Raw genomic sequence first — 19,558 nt, 5'->3', positions numbered from 1 at the left:
CCACAGACCCCACACAGGCATCGACGGCAAATCACCCATCGAGCGACTCGCCGTCCACAACCTCCCTGGGAAGAACAACTAGCCCACCCGGAACCGCTTGGTGCGGGCGGTCGCCCCGCCGATGAGCGCGACCTTGCTCTTGGGCACTCCGAGATGTGAGGCGAGCAGTTCGGCGACGGCCTTGTTGGCACGGCCCTCGGTGGCGGGCTCGCGAACGTAGACGGTGACGGAACCGTCGGGTCCGGTTTCCACCAGCGGACCCTTGCTGCTCTTCGGCTTGACGGTCACCACAACCTGCTGCGACATCGATATCCCCGATTCATTGTCTTCCCACTCGGGCAGGCCTCCCGCGGGCTACTGCCAGTCTCTGGATCTGGTTCCAACTCGAAGATCCATGCGCTGCAAACGATCTGCGACGACGGTCACGGCCCCCTCGGCATTCTGTACCCGGCCGCGCACCAGCAGAGCCGGTGCTGTCTGTGCCAGTACACGGTACCGCGCCCACAGGCCCACCGAACACACCACATTGACCATCCCCGTCTCGTCCTCCAGGTTGATGAAGGTCACGCCCGAAGCCGTCGCAGGTCGTTGGCGATGGGTCACCGCACCGCCGATCAGCACACGCGCGCCGTCGGGCACCGACAGCAACCGGTCTGCGGCCACCACCCCCAACGCATCGAGCCGAGGGCGCAGGAACTGCGTCGGATACGTCTTCGGGGTGATGCCGGTGGCCCAGGCATCGGTGGCCGCCAACTCGATGTCGGACAGGCCGGGCAGCGTCGGGGTGGCACCCGCCGATCGCAGTTCCAGCTGATCGTCGCGGACGGTCGCGGCAGCACCGGCCTCCCAGAGCGCCTGACGTCTGCTGAGGCCGAAACCGTCGAAAGCCCCGGCCCCGGCGAGACCCTCGAGTTCCTTGGCGCTCAGGGCAGCACGCCGGGACAGGTCGGTGATGTCGGTGTACGGCCCGTCGGCGCGACGGTCGACGATGCGTTGGGCGACCTCCTCACCGACCCCGCGCACCCCGTCGAGTCCCAACCGCACGTCGAGGCCCTCGTTCTCCAGAGTCGCGTGCGCGAGGGAGGCGTTGATGTCGGGACGATGGACGGCCACCCCGTGCCGGCGGGCATCGGCGACCAGCGACTGCGGCGAGTAGAACCCCATCGGCTGTGCCCGCAGCAGTGCTGCACAGAACGCGGCCGGATGGTGCAGCTTGAACCACGACGAGTAGAAGACCAGCGACGCGAAACTCTGCGAGTGGCTCTCCGGGAAGCCGAAATTGGCGAAGGCGGCCATCTTCTCGAAGATGCGGTCGGCGGTGTCGCCGGTGATGCCGTGCAGTCGCTCCATGCCGGCGTAGAAGCGTTGGCGCAGGCGTTCCATCTTCTCCGGCGACCGTTTGGAGCCCATCGCCCGACGCAGCTGGTCGGCCTCGGAGGCGTCGAAGCCCGCGACGTCGACGGCCAGCTGCATCAGCTGCTCCTGGAACAGCGGCACGCCCAGAGTCCGCTCGAGGGCCTTGAACATCGACGGATGTTCGACGGTGACCGGTTCCTGCCCGTTGCGTCGTTTGATGAAGGGATGCACCGAGCCGCCCTGGATGGGACCGGGACGGATCAGCGCCACCTCGACGACCAGGTCGTAGAAACACCGCGGTTTCAGCCGCGGCAGGGTCGCCATCTGCGCGCGCGACTCCACCTGGAACACGCCCACCGAATCGGCACGGCAGAGCATCTCGTAGACCGCGGGTTCGGCGAGATCGAGCGTGGCGAGGTCGACCTCGATGCCCTTGTGCTCGGCGACCAGGTCGATCGCATAGTGCAGCGCCGAGAGCATGCCGAGACCGAGCAGGTCGAACTTGACCAGCCCGATGGCCGCGCAGTCGTCCTTGTCCCACTGCAGCACGCTGCGGTTCTCCATCCGCGCCCACTCCGTGGGGCAGACGTCGGCGATGGGCCGGTCGCAGATCACCATGCCACCGGAGTGGATGCCCAGATGCCGTGGCATACCGAGGATCTCACCGGCCAGATCGGTCACGTCCGATGGTGCGGTGTCCGGGGACTTCGCCCAGGCGTCCTGCTGACCGGGCGCATACCCCAGGGCCCGCGCCATGTCCCGGATGGCCGAGCGACCGCGATAGGTGATGACATTGGCGACCTGCGCGCTGCGATCCCGGCCGTACCGGCGGTAGACGTACTGGATGGCCTCCTCACGACGGTCGGACTCGATGTCCACGTCGATGTCGGGCGGCCCGTCGCGTTCGGGGGCCAGGAACCGCTCGAACAGCAGCTTGTTGGCGACCGGGTCGACGTTGGTGATCCCCAGGGCGTAACAGACGGCCGAGTTGGCCGCGCTCCCCCGGCCCTGACACAGGATGTCGTTGGCCTTGCAGAAGTCGACGATGTCGGCGACGACCAGGAAATAGCCGGGGAACGTGAGGGTCTCGATGATGGCGAGCTCGTGCTCGATCTGCCGGTAGGCCTGCGGATGTTCGGTGGGCGTGCCGTAGCGGCGCCGGGCGCGGGTCATGGTGAGTTCACGCAACCAACTGGCCTCGGTGTAACCCTCCGGCACGTCGAACGGCGGCAATTCCGGCGCGATCAGGCCCAGTTGGAAGGCGCAATCGGCGGCGAGGCCGGCCGCGTTGTCGATCGCGTCGAGGTGCGCGGGCATCAGCCGTGCCATCTCGTCGCCGCTGCGCAGATGCGCGCCGGCCACGCCCGGCATCCAGCCCGCGATGGTCTCGATGTCGGTGCGGGCCCGAACCGCCGCCATCGCCATCGCCAGCCGGCGGCGTCGGGGCGCGGCGAAGTGCGCACCGGTGGTGGCCACCGTCGGCACCCCGGCGCGCGCGGCGAGACCTGCGAGCACCGCGTTGCGTTCGTCGTCGTCGGGCATGGCCTGGGCGGTGAGCTCCAGGACGACGTTGCCGTGGCCGTAGGTCTCGATCATCTCCCGCAGCGCGATCTCCGCGGCCGGGACGCCGCCGCGGTCCAGCGCGCGTCGGACCGCGCCCTTCCGGCAGCCGGTGAGGATCAGCCAATGCCCGTCCCCGGCACCGGCCAGGGCGTCGCGGTCGTAGCGCAGCAAGCCCTTCTCGCCCGCGACCATGTGCGCCTCGGCAATCGTCCGCGACAGCCGGCGGTAACCCTCGCCGTCACGGGCGAGGACCAGCAGGTGTTCTCCCGGGGGATCGTTGTGTCCGGTTCGTGCGATGTCGGGCTCCAGCGACAGCTCCGCACCGAAGACCGTCGGCATCCCGAATTCGCGGGCGGCCTCGGCGAACCGGACGATCCCGTAGAAGCCGTCGTGGTCGGTGACGGCCAGCGCCGCCAGACCGAGCCGCTGCGCCTCCTCGACCAGTTCCTCCGGCATCGACGCACCGTCGAGAAAGCTGTAGGAGCTGTGGGCGTGGAGTTCGGCGTATGCCACCGACGACGATCCCCGCGTGATGTCATCCGCCTGGTACGCACCACGTTTGCGCGACCAGGCGGGGCTGTCGCCGCCGTCGCCCGGGAACATCGCGTGGTCGCTGTCATCGGGACCGAAGGCGGTACCCGGACGTCCGCCGTCGGGTGCCCGACCGGAGAGCACCCGCTCCATCTCCGACCACGTCGGTGGTCCCTGATCCCAGCCCACCCGAACAGTCTATCGAACACGAGTTCGAATTGACATCCGGATTCCCCGCCGATCCCCGTAGGCCGTTGCGTCCGGCTCGAGTTAGTGCAACTCTGAGTACCAGACAGATTCCATCTCCCATCGGGGGACGGGACATCCAGCGGGTGGCATGCCCGCTCACATGACGGGATCCCTACATGACTAGCTACTTCATCACCGGAGGCAGCGGGTTCATCGGCCGGCGCGTCATCGATCGTCTTCTGACCGTCGACCCCGACGCGACCATCCACGCACTGGTGCGCGAATCCTCTCGATCCACGTTCACCGCCCTGCTCGACGACCTCGGTGCCGCCGATCGAGTGACCCCGGTCGTCGGCGATCTGACCAGCCCGGGCCTCGGCCTCGACGCGAACGACCTGCCGGATTTCGACCACGTGGTCCATCTCGCCGCGATCTACGACATGGCCGCCGGCGCCGAGTCGCAACGGGCCGCCAACGTCCTCGGCACCTCACGCGTCGCCGACTTCGCCATCGCCCACGACGCCCTGTTGCATCACGTCTCCTCGATCGCGGTGGCCGGCGACCACCGCGGCCGCTTCGACGAAACCGATTTCGAAGTCGGGCAAGGCTTTCCGACTGCGTATCACCGGACCAAGTTCGAGGCCGAACGAGTCGTGCGCGAACGCGAGGGCCTGCGGTGGCGCGTGTACCGGCCCTCGATCGTCGTCGGCGACTCACGGACCGGCGAGATGGACAAGATCGACGGCCCCTACTACTTCTTCGGTCACCTCGCGGCGCTCGGACGTCTCCCGTCGAAGCTGCGGTTGCCGATGCCCGACCTCGGCACGCTCAACATGGTGCCCGTCGACTTCGTCGCCGCAGCCATGGTGGCGCTCATCGCCGTGGAACCGCAGCGCAGCGGACTCGTGTTCCACCTCGGGGACCGGCGTTCGCTCACCATCACCGAGATGTACAACGCGCTCGCCCCGTCCTTCGGTGCACCCCGGGGATTCGACGCCGTCCCCCACGCCATGGTCGAGCCGGTACTGGCGCTGTCCGCGATGGGACCGGCCCGCGTCGGCCGCAATCTCCTCGCCACCCAACAGGGCATCCCACCGGCGGTGCTCGACGCGGTGTCGCTGCCGGTGGACTTCTCCTCCGACGCCACCATCGCCGTCCTCCACGAGCACGGGATCGGTGTCCCCGAATTCGCCGAATACGCACCCCGCCTGTGGCAGTACTGGTCTGCGCACCTCGACCGTTCCCGCAACCGGCGTCGCGACCCCCGCGGCCCTCTCGTGGGCAAGAACATTCTCATCACCGGCGGGTCGAGCGGCATCGGGAAGGCCACCGCCCGGATGTGCGTCGCACGTGGCGCCAACGTGATCATCGTGGCCCGATCTGCCGACGAACTCGATTCCGCCGCCGCCGAATTGAATTCGACGACCAGCAAGAAGGGCATCCCGCCCGGCCGTGCGGTGGCGTATCAGTGCGACATCACCGACGAGGAATCGGTCAACGCGCTGGTCAAATCGGTACTGGCGGAGCACGGTCACGTCGACGTGCTGGTCAACAACGCCGGCCGGTCCATCCGGCGCGCCACCGTGAACTCGGTGCAACGCTCCCACGACTATCACCGGGTCATGGCGGTCAACTACTTCGGCGCGGTCAACCTCATCCTCGGACTCCTGCCGCACATGGTTGCCCGGCGGTCGGGACATGTGGTCAACGTGACGTCGATCGCGGTGCAGTCCCGCGGTCCGCGCTTCGGCGCCTATGCGGCGTCGAAGGCGGCGCTGGAGGCGTTCAGCGATGTGACCGGCACCGAAACCGTCTCCGATCATGTGACATTCTCCAATGTGCGTCTGCCGCTGGTGAAGACGCGGATGATCTCCCCCACCGAGGCGTACGACAACCAGCCCGGCACCTGGGATGTCGACAAGGCCGCGTCCCGGGTGTTGCACGCCATCATCGATCGGCCCAAACGGGTCAGTTCGGTCGTCGGGACGATCGCCGAACTCGGGCATCGCTACACCCCTGATTTGACCACCCGCATCCTGCACCAGGAGTACCTGCTGTTCGGCGAGTCGGCGGCCGCCATGGGGCGTCCCCGCAGTTCCGGTGGTCGCGACGCGTGATCGACACCCCGTACCTGGAGGTCGACGTCGACCGACTGGACCGCAACCTCGCCACACTCGCCGGAGCAGCCCGGAACGTCGGCGTCGACGTCCGGCCGCACGCCAAGACCCACAAGTGCGCCGAGATCGCCCGCCTTCAGATCGATCACGGCGCGGTGGGGCTGACCGTGGCGACCATCGGCGAGGCCGAAGCCTTCGCCGACGCCTCCGATGCCACCGGGTGCACCGACATCTTCATCGCATACCCGTTGTGGCCGAACGCCGTCCAGGCGTCTCGACTGCGCGCGCTCGCCGAGCGGGTCAGTCTGCGAGTGGGGGTCGATTCGCTCGCCGGCGCCCGGCATCTCGCCAGGTCGCTCGGCACGGCCGGCCTGCAGGTGCTCGTCGAGGTCGACTCCGGTCAGCACCGCACCGGCGTCGCCCCGGAACTGGCCGGTTCCGTCGCCGAGGCGGGTGTCGCGGCGGGACTCGACGTCATCGGCGTGTTCACCTTCCCCGGCCATTCCTACGGTCTCGGTGACACCCGACGTGCCGCGGCCGAGCAGGAGGTGGCCGCGCTGGCGACGGCGGCCGCCGGGTTGCGCGCGAACGGCGTCGACCCCCGCGTCCGGAGCGGCGGTTCGACCCCGACGGTCGGCTTCCTCGACGCGGGACATGCGGATGTCCTCACCGAGATCCGCCCCGGCGTGTATCCGTTCAACGACGCGCAGCAGGTGGAGATCGGCTCGTGCGGCTTCGACGAGGTCGCGTTGACCGCGGTCGCGACGGTGGTGCGCCGGGACGCCCACCGGATCGTCCTCGACGCGGGCAGCAAGATCCTCGGCGCCGACCGCGCACCCTGGGCCACCGGGTACGGCCGGCTCCTCGACCATCACGATGCCCGCATCGTGCTGCTGTCGGAACATCATGCGGTGGTGGAGTTCCCGGCGGAGTCTCCCGACGAGGACATCCCGGGTATCGGGAGCTTCGTTCGCGTGGTGCCGAACCACGTGTGCAACGCGGTCAACCTGGTCGACGAGCTGGTGGCGATCGACGGCTCGGACACCAGGTGGCCGGTGATCGCGCGGGGTCGTAACAGCTGAAGACCTCATTCGTAGACCCCTTCGACGATCCACTCCCCACCGCGGTAACACAGCAGCAGAGCGCGTGAGTCGTCGAGCAGCACCTGTGCCCGTGCGATCAGTTCGGTGGTCCCTGCCGCGGATGCACGGTCCATGCCGACCGGCCACGGGCCGGCCCACCAGCACAACCCCCAGCTCGTCTTCCGGCTCTTCCCCCCACCCGGCGACTCCGACAGCCGGACGGTCACCGGCTCGGCGGTGAACGCTCCCCGGTCGGTCACCCGCACCGGTTGGCCGAGGGCGTCGAGCACACTGACAGCCGTCTCCACCAGCACTGTCGGGGTGGGTTGCGGCAGGTGGCCGGGCCACGGTGCGGACGGGTCGCGGCGCGGTGTCCGTTCGTCGCCGAGGGACACCATCGTGATCTGCTCGGCAGGTCCGCGCCCACCGCTGAGCACCGGGATACGGACCGCATCGCCACCCAGCAGTCCCTGGATACGGACGAGTGAGCGACGGGCGCGTTCTTCGACGTCGGGGTCGACCGCTGTGCCACCGGAGAGTGCGTCGGAGAGCTGATAGTGCAGGGCACCGGCCTCGACGACCTCCACCGGTATCAACCGCAGCCGCACGATCGGCGAGTCGGGACGGGTGTCCTTGCCCGGTCCACTCGTTCCCCCGCCATTCGTTCCCCGGCCGCCGTTCCCCCGCCGCCCACCGGTCAGCCACCCCTCCAACTGCCAGCGGATGCGGTCCGCGGTCGTCTCCGGAGTCAGTGGCTGTGCACAATGCCACGTCCGCGAATGCTGTTGGCCGCGTTCGGTGATCGCTTCGATGGTGAGTCGGGTGCAGGCGACCGCGGCGTCCCGCAGACGACGATGCAGTTTCTCGGCGAGGGTACGTCCGATGAACGCCGCGACGTCGATGCGGTCGACGGGCGGATCGCAGGTGTGGTCGACGTCCAGTTCCGTCGGCAGATGCCGGCCTGAGGGCACGCGCCCCGGCAATGCATTGGCCAGACGGTGCGCGAGCACCGCATCGCGGGCGAATCGGGTGGCCACGTCGGCGATGTCCATCTCGGCGAAAGCGCCGATGGTGCCGATCCCCAAGCGCCGCAACAGATCCACCAGCTCGACACGTGACGGGTCGCTCATGCTGGGTTCGAGGGCGAGATCGGCGACGGGACGCCCGGCGAGATAAGCCCGGTCACCACCCGGTTCCACCTGATGGCCGTGCCGCGCGGCGAGGACCGCGGTGAAGATCTCGTCGGCGATGCCGACCTGCGATTCGATACCGCAGGCAGACACCACGTCGACGAGTTCCTCGGCGAGCGCCTCCATGCCGCCGAAGTAGCGCGCCGCCCGATCACCGGGGATCACCAGAAGACCCGGCCGGAGCACCTCGAGGGTCGGGATCACCTCGGCCACCGCGGCCACCACCGGATCGAACAGCCGGCCGTCGCGACCCTCGTCGGCCGCGACCACGGTCATCTCCGGGCACACCGCCTGTGCCTGGCGTTTGCGCATGCCGCGTCGGACGCCGACGGCCCGGGCGGTCGCCGAACAGGCGACCACCCGGTTCGCCGACAGCACCGCCACCGGATGCAACGGCGGCAGATCGGCCTCGGCGGCCGCCGCCATCGCCGGCCAGTCCGGGCACCAGAGTGCGAGAGTCCGCCTGGCGAGCTCCTGCTGTGTCATCGGTTCACCCCTGCCATCAGTTCGCGACCGCGAGGACCGGACGAGCACTCGTCGTCGAGACCATCTCCACCGTCCGGCCGGCACCCTGGCCTCGTGCCAGGAGATCGACCTCGGTGCTCTGCGACTGCCTGCCGCGTCCTGAGGCCGTGACCTGCAGCCTCATCCCGCCGATGCGGCCGTAACCGCTGCGTGCGGAGTCCAGGTCGGTGGCGCCGGGCACCAACGGGCTGTGGCGGTAGGTGAGCACCCGCGCCTCGATGGTCAGCTGCGCACCCGGCCATGTGCCACCGGCGACCAGCAGGACCGACGACTGTTTGCGTACGCGTCCCATCACCACGCGCGCCCGTGACGGGGCGACCGCATCCGCCGCGCCCACCCCCGGTCCGACCTTGCCGAGCACCACCAGGTCCATGCCGTCGAGCAGCACCGCGGCGACCTCCACCGGATCGATGCCGGGATCGGGGATGGTGGCGATGCGCGAGAGGTCCGCACCCATCTCCACCGCCGACAACAGGCTCAGCCGGGGCATCCCGACGATCCCGACCTGACCGCCCGCGCGGGCGACCGATGCGATCATCGCGACCAGCAACGAGTTGGCACCGTCGAATCGGGCGACCGTTCCACGCGGAATCCCGTTGTGCGGCAGTATTTCCGACAGCGGTTCGGGGATCGGCAGCACGCCTGCGGCCGGATCACGCGTCTCCACCGCGTGCCGGTCGGGACGCCCCGACATCGCCGCCATGCGTCGGCGGAGTCCGGCCAATTCATCCGTACGGGACGACACATCCATGACACTCTCCAGTCGCGTGGTGGTACTCGAGCGAGCCGGGAAGGTGCTGCGCCATCTGATTATCGAACCGCCGCAAGGAATGATCCGAGAGTGATCTCGTCCGCCGATCATTCGAACATTGTTTCGATACCCAGAGGGTAGAACCACCCACCGACAAGCGTCAACCGACAGCCATCAGCACCCGATCGACGGACGTAACACGTTGCACTGGCGCATCTTTCGTCACAGAAAGCAAACCTGTGGCGCGACCGGGACTCAGAACAGGGTGAGCGCGTGCTGCAGTTCGGGCGCGGCGACCGACCCCGCCGGCTCCGCATCCGCGCCGGACTGCCGTAGGCCGCCCGAGCCCGCCAGCCCGTGGCGCTGCACCATGGGTTGCATCCGCTCCCGCAGCCACGACGAGTACTCGGGTGTCACGTAGGCACCGCGTCCATAGAGGCCGCGGTAACGGCGGATCAGCGCCGGGTGCTCCTCGGCCAGCCACTCCAGGAACCAGGGTTTGGTCGAGGACCGCAGATGCATCGGGAACGCCGTCACGCCCGACGCGCCGGCCGCGGCCAACGCCTCCAGCAGCGCATCGAGGTGCGACGTCGAGTCGGTCAGGTAGGGAATGACCGGTGCGACCATCACATGAGGCGCGAGGCCTGCGTCGGCGAGGTCGCGGATCAGCGACAGCCTGGCCTGCGGCGACGGTGTGCCCGGTTCGATCTTCTTCTGCAGATCCGGGTCGATGATGGCCAGCGAGATCCCGATGCTCACTGGGATCTGGGCCGCCGCCTGCCGCAACAGGGGCAGGTCACGCCGGATCAGCGTGCCCTTGGTGAGGATGGAGAACGGCGTCCGGGACTCCGCCAGCGCCGAGATCACCCCCGGCATGAGCTTGTACCGGCCCTCGGCCCGCTGATAGGGGTCCGTGTTGGTTCCCAGCGCGACGGTCTCCCGCGTCCAGGAGCGTCGTTTCAGCTCCTTGCGCAGCACGGCGGCCACATTGAGCTTCACGACCACCTGGGAATCGAAGTCCTTGCCCGCGTCGAGGTCGAGGTATTCATGCGTCGGCCGGGCGAAACAGTACCGGCACGCGTGGGTGCATCCGCGAAAAGTGTTGACGGTGAACTGAAACGGGAGATACGAGGCCTCCGGGACACGGTTGAGAGCACTCTTCGCCAGCACCTCGTGGAAGGTGACACCTTCGAAGTCGGGCGTCCGCACCGACCGCACCAGGCCGGAGCGGCTCAGCCCGGGGAGTGCCCCGTCGTCGACCTCGACCGCCTGCTCGGACCATCGCATACCAGCGAGTCGAACACATGTGCGATCGGACTGTCAAGTGCGATGCCCGCCGGCGATCCCTCGCCGCTATCATCGCCGTATGCCACCGTCCGTCGGAACCCATCATGCCCCAGGTCCCCAGTACCTGGTGGCCGGCCGATACCGCCTGAAGTCGCGGATCGGCGGCGGCGGCATGGGCACGGTGTGGCTCGCTCGCGACCAGCTCCTCGATCGCGACGTGGCCGTCAAACAGGTCGTCTCCACCGAGGGCCTCACCGAGGATTCCGCGGACAACGTCCGTAAGCGGGCGATGCGCGAGGGTCGCATCGCCGCGAAGCTCTCGCACCGCAACGCCATCGCGATGCACGACGTCGCCCTCGACCGCGGTGAGCCATGGCTGGTGATGGAGTACCTGCCGTCACGCAGCGTCGCCCAGATCCTGCACGCCACAACGACGCTCGAGCCGATGGAGGCCGCCCAGATCGGTGCGCAGGTGGCCGACGCGATGGTCGAGGCCCACGCGGCCGGCATCGTGCACCGCGACATCAAGCCGGGCAACATCCTGATCGCCGAGGGCGGCCGCAACGCCGGCCTCGTCAAGATCACCGACTTCGGCATCTCGCGGGCCAAGGACGATGTGACACTCACCCAGACCGGCATGATCACCGGCACCCCAGCCTATTTCGCTCCCGAGGTGGCCCGCGGCGCGGAGCCGATGGAGGCCTCCGACGTCTATTCGCTGGGTGCCACGATCTACACGATGGTCGAGGGCCAGCCACCGTTCGGCGTCGACGACAACTCGATCGCGTTGCTGCACAAGGTCGCCCGGGCGCGGATCAATCCGATGACAAAGGCCGGTGATCTCGAACCGGTGCTGCTCCGTCTGTTGGAGCCGAGTCCGACGAAACGACCGTCGATGGCAGAGGCACGCGACGCCCTCACCGCTTTCGCCGCCGGCTCCCGCGGCACCAGGGACCAGGTGCTCACCGGCCTCATCACCCGCCCCGGGGCAGGTACGCCGGTGTGGGCGCAGCGCGCCAACCGCTCGTCGACAACGGGACCCCATCGCCCGGTGGCCGGCGCGACCCTGCCGCCGTACGCCCCGACCGCGGCCGGCGATCGCGGCTCACGCGACATCCCCCATACGCGGCAGGAGCACCACTCCCCGACGCTGATGTCGACGCCGCAGCCGTATTCGGCTGCCTCCCAGTCGTCGTCACCCCATCGTCAGCCGATGAACCCCGGCTATGGGGAACCGTCCCGGAACTCGGCCACCTCGAGCACGGCCCTCGCGGTGTCGGTCTTCGTGTTCTTCGCCGTGCTGGCGGTGCTCGTGGTCCTCGCGATCGCGCTGTTGCGCTAGGGTTTCGACAAGCTCAACCAGCGAAGACGAGCTCAACCAGCGGAGGCGGCTCAACCAGCGGAGACGGCTCGACCAGCGGATCAGCCGATGTGGCGTGTCGCCGCCCAGCGGGTAAGGGCGTTGCGGTTGGACTGCTGGGTCTTGCGCAGCACGTTGGAGGCGTGTGTCTCCACGGTCTTGATCGAGATGAAGAGCTCCTCGGCGATCTCCCGATAGGTGTACCCGCGGGCGAGCAGTCGCAACACCTCGAGTTCACGGCGGGTGAGGGAGTCGAGTTCCGGATCCAGCGGCGGTTCGGGCGCCGACGACTTACCGGTGAACGAATCGAGCACGAACCCGGCCAGCCGGGGGCTGAACACCGCATCGCCCTCCGCGACCCGACGCACCGCATCGGCGAGTTCGGCGCCGTCGATCGTCTTGGTCACGTACCCGCGGGCACCGGCCCGGATCGTCGCGATCACGTCTTCGGCGGCGTCGGAGACGCTCAGGGCGAGGAAGACCGGCATCGACGCCGCATCGGTACCGAGCCGGTCGAGTACGCCACGCAGCACCGCGACCCCGCCACCGGCCGGCATGTGGACGTCGAGGAGCACCACATCCGGTGCGGTGGAGACGATTCCGGCGATCGCCTCCGGCACCGTACCGGCCTCCCCGACCATCCGCAGTCCCGGTTCGTCGGCCAGTTCCGCGCGCACCCCGGAACGGAACACGGCGTGGTCGTCGACGAGGTACACGGTGTAGCCCGACGCCGGTGCGCCGGTGGTCGTGTCCATCGAGTTCGAGGCCTGCTGGGGGGTCATCGCACCTTCCGGTCGTCCGTTGTTTCCTTCTCTGCCTGCTCCGTCTGGGCCTGCTGCACCGGCGGTGCGCCGGTCTCCGCGCCCACCTCGTCGACCACCGGTACACGGTCGACGCGCGGCATCGTCAGGGCGACATTCGTCCCGCGCCCCGGTGTCGAGGTGATCGCCACCCGACCGCCCATCCGTTCCATCCGCGCCCGGATCGACCGGCTGATCCCCTGGCGGTCGTCGTCGACGACCATCGGGTCGAAGCCCACGCCACGGTCGCGGACGAACACCTCGACCTGGTCCTCGGTCACCTCGCTGTACACGTCGACCGTGCGCTCACCGGAATGCTTGGCCGCGTTGACCAGCGCCTCCCTGGTCGCCCCGGCCAGCGCCGACCATCGTTTCGCATCCCGCGCGTCGTTGGGCCGCAGATCACCGACGGTGATGATCTCCACGTCGACGCCATAGGCGTCCTCGACCTCCGCGCCGACGCTGCGCAGCGCCGCCGAGAGCGAACCGCGTTCCTGCGCGGGGTCGCTGAACAGCCAGGCACGCAACTCCCGTTCCTGGCTGCGGGCGAGCCGCGCGACCTCCTCGGGACGGTGGGCCTTCTTCTGGATCAGCGCAAGGGTCTGCAGCACCGAGTCGTGCAGGTGCGAGGCGATCTCCTCGCGTTCGGCATTGCGGATGCGTGCGGCGCGCTCCTCGTTGAGGGCACGCCACATCCGCATCCACAGCGGCACGGTGAGGAGCACGACGCCGATGAGCGTCGCCACCACCGCGAGGATCGTCGAGTTGAGGCCGCCGAAGCTGCGATCGCCGGCGACGACGATCACCACGAGTCCGCCGACGACGAGCAGCACGCCGCCGATCAGTCGTGTCCAGGTCAGCAGTGGGGCGCGGGGCGCGCGGTGGGAGGTGTCGAACTCCCGCCACACGAGGCTCGCGCCGATGGCGATGAACACGAAGGGAACGAGATACTCCGCAGGTGTGCCCGAGGCGGCGAAGCCGACGACCGACATCGCGACGAGCCCGATCACCGCGAGCCCCAGGGACTGCCGGCGCTCGCCCGGTGCGGGCGGGGCGGTGTCCTTCCCGGGCGGGCAGAAGAACCAGAGCAGACCGTAGGCCGCGACCCCGGCTCCGGCCAGCGCGGCGAGCACCACGAACACGATCCGGACGCGGAAGACGTCGACCCCCAGATGGTCGGCTATCCCGCCGGCGACCCCGGCGACCACCCGGCCACCGTCCCGGCGTACCAGCCGCGGCGCAGGCTCCACCTCCGTTCCACTCACCCCTCGATGGTCCCATGGCAGGCCAATCCGGACATCGGGGTTCACCCCCGTTTCTCCACCCGCGACTCGGGGTGCCCGACCCGCACCCCCGATCGGCCGGGGGGAAATCAGGGGATCACCCGATGTGCTGCGGGCACTCGAGGGAGCACGATGATCCCCATGGACACCAAGGAGTTCCAGAGTCAGCTCAGGGAGCTGTGGTCGACGCGCCCCTATCGTCCGGAGAACCGGACCATCGCCGGCGTGTGCAGTGGCATCGCGGCCCGCTACCGCGTCGACCCCACGCTCGTGAAGGTCGCCTTCGTGGTCTCCGCCTTCTTCGGCGGCAGCGGGTTGATCCTCTACCTGGCGGCCTGGATCGCGTTCCCGGGGTCCCAGCGCGCCCATGCCGAAGCACTGCGCGCCGCGTACTCCGGCGGACACGGCGGGCACCGGCGCCACGGTCACGGCCACGGCTGGGGCAACCCACAGGTCATCGTGCTGGTCGTCCTCGCGATCGTGATCGTCACCTCGATCGGCCCCAACCGCACCTGGGGTTCGGGTGGCCTGGTCGGCGCGATCCTGATGCTCGGCGGGTGGTACCTGCTCTATCTGCGCACGCCCACGCCCCCACCCGGCACCAGCATCGACACCGTGGCCGTCACCGACGTCGTGGTCCCACCGCCATCGGCGGGGCAATTCGAACGATGGGTCCCACGCACCATGAGCGATACCGGGACGACCGGTTCCGGGACGACCGGTTCTGGGACGACCGCCGCGAGCTCGGCGAGCACACCCACCGTCGACCTGCAGAAGTCTACGACCGACACCGGCCCGAACGCGGCGGCAACGAAGGAGACGGGCATGATCCAGGGCGACGTCGACACCGGATCGGCCGGGCAACGCTGGTCTCCCCTGCCGACTCCGGTGCCGGCATCCGACGACCTCGACCCGGCCCCGCCGGCCTGGGATCCGTTGGGAGCGGCCCCGTTCGCCTGGGATCTGCCCGAACCCGCCGCCCCGGTGAGGTCCATCGAGCCTCGGCGCCGTCGGTCACCGCTGACCATGGTCGTCCTCGGACTCGCGATCATCGTCGGCGCGGTCGGGGCCGCCCTGAATCAGGCAGGGGTGGACTGGTTCACCACGCCCCGAGTCCTCTCGTTGTGCCTCGCAGTCGTCGGCGCGGGCCTGTTGCTGGCCGCAACCCTCCGACGACGCACCGGCGAGCACAGCACCGGTCTCCTGCCCGTGGCCATTCTGCTGGGCGTCGCGACGATCGTCACCACGACGGTCTCGGGGATCACGATCCCGAACGGAGGGGCCGGCGATCGGGTATGGAAGCCGTTGACGGAGAACGACATCCAACCCGAGTACTCCCTCGGCGTCGGCGAGATGACCCTCGACCTGCGCGAGGTCGACCTCACCGCGGACCGGCGGGTGGAGCTCCAGAACGGGATGGGCGTCATCAAGGTCGCGTTGCCCGAGAACATGAACGTCCGTGTCACCTGTGACACCGGGATCGGCGACATCGACTGCCCCACCGGACTCGACGGTGGGCGCGACGGCACCGACGGACCCGTTCTCGAGATCGACGCACACACCGGCATGGGAGAGGTTCAGGTCACACGATGAGCGAGCAGATGAACGGCGATCCCGCCGCTACCGAGGACTACGCCGAATCAACCCACCGCGCACCGGGATTGGGGATCGTGGGGATCGCGGCACTGGCCGTCGCCGGGTGGGGTCTGGCCGGCGGGCCGGCACTTCCCGAAGCAGCCGACCTCGGCTGGGCCGCCGTCGGCATCGGGCTGCTGATCGGACTGATCCTGATCATCTCCGGGACTCGCACCCGGAGGTGAAAGGCGAGGGGTGAACACATCAGGCCGGCGTCGTGATCACGATGCCGGCCTGATGTGGGGTGTCACTCCCACTCGATGGTGCCCGGCGGCTTGCTCGTCACGTCGAGGACGACGCGGTTGACGTCGGGGACCTCGTTGGTGATCCGGGTCGAGATGATCTCGAGGACCTCGTAGGGCACGCGCGTCCAGTCGGCGGTCATCGCGTCCTCGCTCGAGACCGGGCGCAGCACGATCGGATGACCGTAGGTACGGCCGTCACCCTGGACGCCGACGCTGCGGACGTCGGCCAGCAGCACCACCGGGCACTGCCAGATCTGGGCGTCGAGACCGGCGGCGGTCAACTCCTCGCGGGCGATGAGGTCGGCCTTGCGCAGCATCTCGAGCCGATCGGCGGTCACCTCGCCGACGATGCGGATCGCCAGACCCGGACCCGGGAACGGCTGGCGCGCCACGATCTCCTCCGGCAGGCCGAGTTCGCGGCCGACGGCACGGACCTCGTCCTTGAACAGCAGGCGCAGCGGCTCGACGAGGCTGAACTCGAGATCCTCGGGCAGGCCGCCGACGTTGTGGTGGCTCTTGATGTTCGCGGTGCCGCTGCCGCCACCGGACTCGACCACGTCGGGGTAGAGCGTGCCCTGGACCAGGAAGTCGACCTTCTCGCCCGTCTCGGCCTCCTCGCCGAGGACCTCGCTCACCGCGCCCTCGAAGGAGCGGATGAACTCGCGGCCGATGATCTTGCGCTTGGTCTCCGGGTCGCTGACACCGGACAGTTCCTCGAGGAACTTGTCGGCGGCGTCGATGGTGACGAGCTTGGCACCGGTCGCGCCGACGAAGTCGTGCTGGACCTGCTCGCGCTCACCGGCTCGTAGCAGTCCGTGGTCGACGAAGACGCAGGTGAGACGGTCGCCGATGGCGCGCTGGACCAGCGCGGCGGCCACCGCGGAATCGACTCCGCCCGACAGACCGCAGATCGCCCGGCCGTCGCCGATCTGGTCGGCGACCGCGTCGATGAGGGCGTCGGCGATGTTCGCGGCGGTCCAGGTGGCCTCGAGACCGGCGATCTCGTAGAGGAAGCGGGTGAGGACCTGCTGGCCGTGCGGGGTGTGCAGCACCTCGGGGTGGTACTGGACGCCTGCCATGCGGCGCTCGAGATTCTCAAACGACGCGACCGGAGCGCCGGGCGTCGAACCGGTGACGGTGAAGCCCTCCGGCGCCTGCTGCACCGCATCGTTGTGGCTCATCCACACCGGCTGGGTCTCGGAGAGGCCCTGGTGCAGGACACCGCCACTGTTCACCGTGAACGTGGTGCGGCCGAACTCGCGGCCGCCGGTGTTGGCGACCTCGCCACCCAGCTTTGCCGCCATCGCCTGGAAGCCGTAGCAGATGCCGAAGACCGGGATGTCCAGGTCGAAGACGGCGGGGTCGAGTTCCGGGGCGTCCTCGGCGTACACCGACGCCGGTCCGCCCGAGAGGATGATCGCGACCGGGTTCTTCTCCTGGATCTTCGCCAGCGGGACGTCGTGGGAGATCACCTCGGAGTAGATCCGCGCCTCGCGCACCCTTCGTGCGATCAGCTGCGCGTACTGCGCTCCGAAATCGACGACGAGTACGGGCCGCGGGCCCTCGAGGAAATCCTCGGCAGAAGAGTCTGTCACCCGGCCGAGTCTAGTGGTCGACCTCGACGTGAAATACTTCGACACCGACATGACTGCATCTACCCGTACCTCCGCTTGGTCGCTGAGCATCGGCGACCTCACCCAGGCCGCCGTCTTCGCCGCGTTGATCGCCGCGCTCGGCCTGCCCGGGACCATCAACATCGGCTCCAGTGGCGTGCCGATCACGTTCCAGACGCTGGGTGTGATCCTCGCGGGCGCCGTCCTGGGCCCGAAGAAGGGAACTCTCGCCGTCTTCATCTTCATGGTGCTGGCCATCGCGGGACTCCCCATCCTGTCCGGCGGACGCAGCGGCCTCACCGCCCTGGCCTCCCCGACCGCCGGCTACTTCGTCGGCTGGCTGCCGGCGGTCATCGTCATCGGTGTGCTGACTGCGGCGATGCTCGCGGTCGGCGACCGGCCGCGGTACCGCGTGCTCTGGGGCATCGGGATCAACGCACTGGGCGGGATGTTCGTCATCTACCTGTTCGGCGTCCTCGGGTTGATCCTGCGCACCGATCTGACGGTGTGGGCGGCGATCACGTCGAACGGCCCGTTCCTCATCGGCGACGTGATCAAAGTCGTCGTCGCCGCACTGGTGGCCGCGCAGATCCACCGCGGCCGCCCCGGCCTCATCGAGCCGCTCCGACTGTCGCGGCGCTCCGGCGCCGACAGCTGAGCCGACCCGGCCGGCGCCACACCTCGATGATCGAGTTCACGAACGTCTCGCACTCCTACGACGATCGGGTCGTGCTGCGTGACGTCTCGTTGAATCTCACCGAGAACCGGATCGGGATCGTCGGGGCCAACGGCAGCGGGAAGTCGACGCTGGCGCGGATGATCAACGCGCTCGTCGTGCCGGTCTCGGGCACGGTGACCGTCGACGGTCTTCTCGTCGCCCGGCACAAACGTGAGGTCCGACGCCGTGTCGGGTTCATCTTCTCCGACCCCGACCGGCAGATCATCATGCCGACGGTCATCGAGGACATCGAACTGTCGCTGCGCCGTACCGACCTCGACAAGAAGCAGCGCGCCGTCCGGGCCCTCGAGGTACTCGAGCGTTTCGGTCTGGCCCAGCACGCCGACCATCCCGCTCAACGACTGTCCGGCGGACAGAAACAACTTCTCGCGCTCGCGTCGATCTTCGTGACCGACCCGGCGATCATCGTCGCCGACGAGCCGACGACCTTGCTCGATCTGCGCAACACCCGCATGCTCACCGACGTCTTCGCGTCACTCGACGAACAGCTGATCGTCGTCAGTCACGACCTCGACATCCTCGATGGCTTCGACCGGGTCATCGTGATCGACGAAGGCCGGGTGGTCGCCGACGACGAGCCGGCTCCCGCCATCGCGTTCTACCGGACCCTGATGTCGTGAACGTCCTCGGCGTCTACCGTCCCGGGAACACCCTGCTGCACAGGCTTCCACCGGGCGTCAAATTCGTCGCCATGGCGGTGGCGATCCTCGTGATGTCGCTGACCGTGGGGACACTGCTCACGCTGGGGGTCGCGACCCTCGGTGTCGCCGCGACCTTCGCGCTCGCCGGCATCGGCCCGCTCGAGGCCTGGCGTCAGCTCCGCCCGCTGACCTGGATGTTGTTGTTCATCTTCGCTTTTCAGGTCATCTTCACCGACTGGCAGCGCGCGGTGGTGATCTCTGGCGTCCTGGCGCTGTCGGTCGCCCTGGCGACGGTCGTGACGCTGACGACCCGGACCACCGACATGCTCGATGCGATCGTGCGCGCCCTGGGTCCGCTTCGACGGATCGGGGTGCGCACCGACCTCATCGCCATCTCGCTCGCACTGACGATCCGCGCCATCCCGCTGATGGTCGAGGTGGTGCGCGAGGTCGACGAGGCACGCCAGGCCCGCGGGCTCCGGCCGGGTCCGCGGATTCTGGTCGCGCCGGTCGTGCTCGCCGCCCTCCGCACCGCGGATGGCTTCGCCGACACACTCACCGCACGCGGGCTCGACTAGCTGTACTGACCCGCCAGGTTGGGTACGCGGTCGGCGGGTGAGTCGCCTCTGAGTGCGGTGTGGCCGCGTTCGT

At 68.8% G+C, this 19,558-nt stretch carries 16 protein-coding genes; 8 read left to right on the top strand and 8 right to left on the bottom strand.

Annotated features, from left to right (window positions below; genetic code table 11):
- Nucleotides 1-78: 78 nt before the first annotated feature.
- Together BPODLACK_RS22355 and BPODLACK_RS22350 are read right to left on the bottom strand one after the other, a co-directional pair.
- Nucleotides 79-306, bottom strand: coding sequence for a DUF167 domain-containing protein (locus BPODLACK_RS22355; protein WP_006434486.1), 228 nt, complete (start codon nt 304-306; stop codon nt 79-81).
- Nucleotides 307-354: 48 nt separating this feature from the next.
- A complete protein-coding gene (locus BPODLACK_RS22350) occupies nt 355-3,639 on the bottom strand; it encodes an error-prone DNA polymerase (RefSeq protein WP_159406273.1) in 3,285 nt (1,094 codons plus the stop codon).
- 176 nt (nt 3,640-3,815) lie between these two features.
- On the opposite strand from BPODLACK_RS22350, the gene BPODLACK_RS22345 reads away from it, so the two are divergent.
- Entirely contained in the window at nt 3,816-5,756 is a 1,941-nt protein-coding gene (locus BPODLACK_RS22345; RefSeq protein WP_006434484.1) for an SDR family oxidoreductase, read from the top strand.
- Entirely contained in the window at nt 5,753-6,838 is a 1,086-nt protein-coding gene (locus tag BPODLACK_RS22340; RefSeq protein WP_006434483.1) for an alanine racemase, read from the top strand. Before BPODLACK_RS22345 ends, BPODLACK_RS22340 begins: the two co-directional genes overlap by 4 nt.
- Before the next feature lie 5 nt (nt 6,839-6,843).
- On the opposite strand, the gene BPODLACK_RS22335 is transcribed toward BPODLACK_RS22340, so the two are convergent.
- The 3 genes from BPODLACK_RS22335 to BPODLACK_RS22325 form a co-directional block, all read right to left on the bottom strand.
- A complete protein-coding gene (locus BPODLACK_RS22335; RefSeq protein ID WP_006434482.1) occupies nt 6,844-8,514 on the bottom strand; it encodes a DNA polymerase Y family protein in 1,671 nt (556 codons plus the stop codon).
- Nucleotides 8,515-8,530: 16 nt separating this feature from the next.
- Nucleotides 8,531-9,304: a hypothetical protein gene (locus tag BPODLACK_RS22330; protein WP_006434481.1), complete on the bottom strand. Its 774-nt coding sequence runs from the start codon at nt 9,302-9,304 to the stop codon at nt 8,531-8,533.
- Between the two features lie 255 nt (nt 9,305-9,559).
- Nucleotides 9,560-10,591 (bottom strand): Rv2578c family radical SAM protein, encoded by a 1,032-nt coding sequence (locus tag BPODLACK_RS22325; protein WP_006434480.1) that lies wholly within the window; start codon nt 10,589-10,591, stop codon nt 9,560-9,562.
- Nucleotides 10,592-10,670: 79 nt separating this feature from the next.
- On the opposite strand from BPODLACK_RS22325, the gene BPODLACK_RS22320 reads away from it, so the two are divergent.
- Nucleotides 10,671-11,933, top strand: a complete 1,263-nt coding sequence (locus BPODLACK_RS22320; RefSeq protein WP_006434479.1) for a serine/threonine-protein kinase — start codon at nt 10,671-10,673, stop codon at nt 11,931-11,933.
- Between the two features lie 80 nt (nt 11,934-12,013).
- Here the strand turns inward: BPODLACK_RS22320 and BPODLACK_RS22315 are convergent, their stop codons facing one another.
- Nucleotides 12,014-12,706: a LuxR C-terminal-related transcriptional regulator gene (locus tag BPODLACK_RS22315; RefSeq protein WP_035760078.1), complete on the bottom strand. Its 693-nt coding sequence runs from the start codon at nt 12,704-12,706 to the stop codon at nt 12,014-12,016.
- 23 nt (nt 12,707-12,729) lie between these two features.
- Complete coding sequence (locus tag BPODLACK_RS22310) at nt 12,730-14,016, bottom strand: ATP-binding protein (RefSeq protein WP_006434477.1); 1,287 nt, start codon at nt 14,014-14,016, stop codon at nt 12,730-12,732.
- A 150-nt stretch (nt 14,017-14,166) separates the two neighbouring features.
- Here BPODLACK_RS22310 and BPODLACK_RS22305 point away from each other — a divergent pair, with 150 nt between their 5' ends.
- Nucleotides 14,167-15,627 carry a PspC domain-containing protein gene (locus BPODLACK_RS22305; protein ID WP_006434476.1) on the top strand — a complete coding sequence of 487 codons (1,461 nt, stop codon included), beginning with the start codon at nt 14,167-14,169 and terminating at the stop codon, nt 15,625-15,627.
- Nucleotides 15,624-15,854, top strand: coding sequence for a hypothetical protein (locus BPODLACK_RS22300; RefSeq protein ID WP_006434475.1), 231 nt, complete (start codon nt 15,624-15,626; stop codon nt 15,852-15,854). The genes BPODLACK_RS22305 and BPODLACK_RS22300 overlap by 4 nt, the downstream gene beginning before the upstream one ends.
- Nucleotides 15,855-15,916: 62 nt before the next feature.
- On the opposite strand, the gene guaA is transcribed toward BPODLACK_RS22300, so the two are convergent.
- Nucleotides 15,917-17,509, bottom strand: a complete 1,593-nt coding sequence (gene guaA, locus BPODLACK_RS22295) for a glutamine-hydrolyzing GMP synthase (protein WP_006434474.1) — start codon at nt 17,507-17,509, stop codon at nt 15,917-15,919.
- A 49-nt stretch (nt 17,510-17,558) separates the two neighbouring features.
- Here guaA and BPODLACK_RS22290 point away from each other — a divergent pair, with 49 nt between their 5' ends.
- The 3 genes from BPODLACK_RS22290 to BPODLACK_RS22280 are packed head-to-tail and all read left to right on the top strand — an operon-like array spanning nt 17,559 to nt 19,485.
- Nucleotides 17,559-18,185 (top strand): biotin transporter BioY, encoded by a 627-nt coding sequence (locus BPODLACK_RS22290; RefSeq protein WP_035760077.1) that lies wholly within the window; start codon nt 17,559-17,561, stop codon nt 18,183-18,185.
- Nucleotides 18,186-18,211: 26 nt separating this feature from the next.
- A complete protein-coding gene (locus BPODLACK_RS22285) occupies nt 18,212-18,886 on the top strand; it encodes an energy-coupling factor ABC transporter ATP-binding protein (protein WP_006434472.1) in 675 nt (224 codons plus the stop codon).
- Complete coding sequence (locus BPODLACK_RS22280; protein ID WP_024497185.1) at nt 18,883-19,485, top strand: energy-coupling factor transporter transmembrane component T family protein; 603 nt, start codon at nt 18,883-18,885, stop codon at nt 19,483-19,485. The genes BPODLACK_RS22285 and BPODLACK_RS22280 overlap by 4 nt, the downstream gene beginning before the upstream one ends.
- Nucleotides 19,486-19,558 lie beyond the last annotated feature (73 nt).

It is taken from the genome of Gordonia sp. YY1, from assembly GCF_009872315.1.
In the GTDB taxonomy this organism is placed as follows: Bacteria; Actinomycetota; Actinomycetes; order Mycobacteriales; family Mycobacteriaceae; genus Gordonia; species Gordonia amicalis.
The sequence above is the reverse complement of the archived record's forward strand: the minus strand, read 5'-3'. Positions and strand labels throughout refer to the sequence as shown.

Coding starts and splice junctions, on each gene's coding strand:
- BPODLACK_RS22355 (WP_006434486.1), bottom strand. CDS start 306: ATGTCGCAGCAGGTTGTGGTGACCGTCAAGCCGAAGAGCAGCAAGGGT.
- BPODLACK_RS22345 (WP_006434484.1), top strand. CDS start 3,816: ATGACTAGCTACTTCATCACCGGAGGCAGCGGGTTCATCGGCCGGCGC.
- BPODLACK_RS22335 (WP_006434482.1), bottom strand. CDS start 8,514: ATGACACAGCAGGAGCTCGCCAGGCGGACTCTCGCACTCTGGTGCCCG.
- BPODLACK_RS22330 (WP_006434481.1), bottom strand. CDS start 9,304: ATGGATGTGTCGTCCCGTACGGATGAATTGGCCGGACTCCGCCGACGC.
- BPODLACK_RS22325 (WP_006434480.1), bottom strand. CDS start 10,591: ATGCGATGGTCCGAGCAGGCGGTCGAGGTCGACGACGGGGCACTCCCC.
- BPODLACK_RS22320 (WP_006434479.1), top strand. CDS start 10,671: ATGCCACCGTCCGTCGGAACCCATCATGCCCCAGGTCCCCAGTACCTG.
- BPODLACK_RS22315 (WP_035760078.1), bottom strand. CDS start 12,706: ATGGACACGACCACCGGCGCACCGGCGTCGGGCTACACCGTGTACCTC.
- BPODLACK_RS22305 (WP_006434476.1), top strand. CDS start 14,167: ATGATCCCCATGGACACCAAGGAGTTCCAGAGTCAGCTCAGGGAGCTG.
- BPODLACK_RS22300 (WP_006434475.1), top strand. CDS start 15,624: ATGAGCGAGCAGATGAACGGCGATCCCGCCGCTACCGAGGACTACGCC.
- BPODLACK_RS22290 (WP_035760077.1), top strand. CDS start 17,559: ATGACTGCATCTACCCGTACCTCCGCTTGGTCGCTGAGCATCGGCGAC.
- BPODLACK_RS22285 (WP_006434472.1), top strand. CDS start 18,212: ATGATCGAGTTCACGAACGTCTCGCACTCCTACGACGATCGGGTCGTG.